Source organism: Vibrio sp. 10N.261.52.A1 (assembly GCF_002876325.1).
Taxonomy (GTDB): Bacteria; Pseudomonadota; Gammaproteobacteria; order Enterobacterales; family Vibrionaceae; genus Vibrio; species Vibrio chagasii.
Window position 1 is genome coordinate 1 of record NZ_MCYD01000881.1, and the last position, 3084, is coordinate 3084.

3 protein-coding genes and 1 pseudogene are annotated in these 3084 nt (G+C 42.0%); 2 read left to right on the forward strand and 2 right to left on the reverse strand.

Annotated elements, in window-relative coordinates:
* The coding region (locus BCT81_RS19000) for a hypothetical protein (RefSeq protein ID WP_241908241.1) at window positions 1-347 on the forward strand (347 nt) is incomplete at its 5' end.
* 409 nt (window positions 348-756) lie between these two features.
* Window positions 757-1242: pseudogene (gene radC, locus BCT81_RS19005) on the forward strand (DNA repair protein RadC).
* A 138-nt stretch (window positions 1243-1380) separates the two neighbouring features.
* Here radC and BCT81_RS19010 read toward each other — a convergent pair.
* Window positions 1381-2235 (reverse strand): EamA family transporter, encoded by an 855-nt coding sequence (locus BCT81_RS19010; RefSeq protein ID WP_102425471.1) that lies wholly within the window; start codon window positions 2233-2235, stop codon window positions 1381-1383.
* Window positions 2232-3002, reverse strand: a complete 771-nt coding sequence (locus tag BCT81_RS19015) for a class I SAM-dependent methyltransferase (RefSeq protein WP_102425472.1) — start codon at window positions 3000-3002, stop codon at window positions 2232-2234. The genes BCT81_RS19010 and BCT81_RS19015 overlap by 4 nt, the downstream gene beginning before the upstream one ends.
* Window positions 3003-3084 lie beyond the last annotated feature (82 nt).

Consider the following 3084-nt stretch of genomic DNA (forward strand, 5'->3'; position numbering starts at 1 on the left):
GATGTGCGTTTTGGCGCTTAGGGGGTCAAATGAAAGTGCGTTCTACAGTATCCGCTGACATATCCCTGCACGTGATTTGGGTGAATTCGACCGACTTTGACTCCACCGTAAAGGCCGTCAAGGTTCATGAGATTTTGGTGAATGAGTTTGGGTATACCGACTCTTTAACACTAGAGGAAGGCAACCGAGGGGAGGGGGTGAGTATCAGTGTGTGTGATAACACTACCACCATTAAGCAGATGCGAGAAGACTACGCCTACGCGAAGAAAACGGAAAGGACGAGAGAAACAACCTTCGAGCATCGCGAGTCGGCAAAGTTTTTACTCTCTTCTCTGTATGACGACTGAGGTCTGCTTATTGTGTAACGTCATCAAACACTCATAAGAGAAGGTCATTAGTGTGTCTGGACTTTATTTCGATATTCTGGCCGTTCGCGGCATTCGAACGGGTTGTGTTTTCGACGAGCAACGCCTTGTTCGGTCCTGTACTAAGTGGTCAACGTTATCGAGTGGCGCAAGTCGAGTAATCAGCAGGGCACCTTCTTGGTGGGTAAGGAGCCTTTTTAACTGGGTGACGTTCTATGGGTTGAGGTACACGCTTAGGCTGTCCTTTTGGCATGTTGACGCGACTTCCTTTAAACCGTCCCATTTGAAACCCCTCGCGCAAGGGAGGCTTCGCCGCTGCGCGCCCTTGCGCTACAGAACCTGCAACTGGGTACGGACAGTCAGACGCTCACCAAGACCGAAAGGAAATACCATGTCAAAACGTATTCAATCCTCAAATATTTCGTTATTCACATCAGAAGAAAAGGGCATCCTTGACCAGGCCTCAAGCATTCTTAAATCCAAACTGTTTATTTCAGAACAAACGCCATTAACCTCGCCTGAATTGGTGAAATCGTTCTGCTAAACGTCCTTGGCCGCTCGTGAGTCTGAAGTGTTTGGGGTTATCTTCCTCGATAACCAACATCGAGTGTTACGCATCAAAGAGATGTTCTACGGCACCGTTAATGCCGCTTCTGTCTACCCGCGTGAAGTCGTGAAAGCGTCGTTGGCCACGAATGCTGGTGCGGTTATTCTCTATCATAATCACCCAAGTGGCGACACCACCCCAAGTCAAGCTGACCGCCATATTACCCGTCAATTAACGGATGCGTTAGCCTTGGTGGATATCCGAGTTCTGGACCACTTTGTGGTTTCGTTTGAAAGTGTGGTGTCTTTTGCTGAGCGAGGCTGGATTTAAAACAAGGAGGCTGTAAAGCTTCTAACTCATGGCCAAGTTAACTTCTCCACTGAATACATTAAATTTTAAGGTTAGGTTTTTTGGGTGAAATTTTTGTTTAGGGGCAGTCATACTTGGCGTTTCGTCAGTAAGTGTGAGTTATGAAACCAAAGTTAAAATACCAAGGGTAGCGAATAAACAAGAGACTATTTTCGTTTTAAGGTTCGTGCGCTCTTTTAAAAAGAAGTAACCAAAAAGAATATCGAGGATGAAGGCTCCTTGGAATAAAACCATGACTAAACTAAAAGCGCTAGTGTTAAGCAATTTTAAGAGAAAATAGTAGCTTGCTGTTCCGCAAGTTGCTGTTATTACGGCGTTAAAGAGAACTTTTTTGATTAACCTATAATGAACTTTAAATAGTAGAGGCGTCAAAAAAGCGGTTCCAGAAAAACCAATAAAAAGGATAACGCTAGTAGGTAAGTACAACGTAAGTACTTTATCAAACCCAATGGCTAGAGTGAGAAAGATTGGCGCGAGCCACGCGTGTAGATTGTTTGAAAAAAGAAGATTCATGTTGTTACTTGTGCTGATGAGCAGTGAAGCGACAAGTATCAGTATAACGCCAGTCATTTGAAGGGAAGTCAGTGTCTCATTAAAAAAGCTAACCCCGAACAGAGCACTCCAAAGGATCTTTGTTTTAGAGATTATCGAGACAGAGCCCAATTCAATTGAAGCACGAGCTCTAAAGGTCGAGTATGCAAACCCAAGCCATGAGAAAACACTGAATATACTTAAAAGCAATAGCTCCCAAAGTTCACTTGTATTGTCGAATTTTGTAGGGATTTGTTCGATTTCGAAGATAACAAACAGCGCAACTAGTAAACTGCATGTGATTTGATAGGCGAGTAAGTATTCATTACATAAAGGATTTTTCTTTAGAAAGGCTCGTGAAGTCCATTTGTCTAATGAACTTAAAGTCATAGCTAAAGCTAAGATAGTGTAGGAACTTATCATTGTTTCTCAATGTGAATTGAGCTCTTGCATTTTATTAGTTCAAATAACTTTTCGCTATTGTGGCTGCTCTTTTCTCCTTTAGTAATAGCAACGTGATTATAATCAGTTTCAATTTTAGCTATGACATTTGGAATGACGCTTTGAAGAATGAGTAATTCGAAAATCAATTTACTTAAAGGCGTTCCGGGAAACAACTCTTTCTTTTGAAATTCGCCCGGCCAGTGCGCCCACCCCCAATCTTCTATGATGTATATCCCACCTGAATCTAGATAAGGGAATGATGTCAAAAAAGCGGCTTTTGTTGGTTCATATAAATGGCTGCAATCATCAATAATCAGGTCTACATTTTTTTGGGGGAAGTGTGATTCTAATATTTGAATGATCTTGTCGGTATGCTCTTGCTTGACTCCACAATAAGGCTCTATTACAGAGTGTGCTGAAGGCCCCTTTCGGTATTGACTTAAGGCTGGGTGTTCTCGACGTTCGTCTATGCCTATGATGGAGTCAGGGGTGTAAATCTTATCGAGTAAAACGAGACTCGCCCCGTGATATACCCCAAACTCAATAATGTTTTTGGGATTCAAAGGAGTACAGATTCGTGCCATTGATTGGGCGAATGAAGGGTCTTTAACTAGAACGAAATTATTTTCCGTAGTTTTCTTTTTTGGACTCCCCCAAGAAACCAAATGAAATTCAACTTCGTCAATGGAGAAGTGTTCTTCATTATGCCAGCGTATTTTATCCCAAGGGTCATTATGGTTATCCATGTCTTGTATGCGTTTTTTTGCGTTTTTTAGTTTTTCAACTGTAATTCTAGGGTATATGCCTGATTTTTAATTAATAAATTAT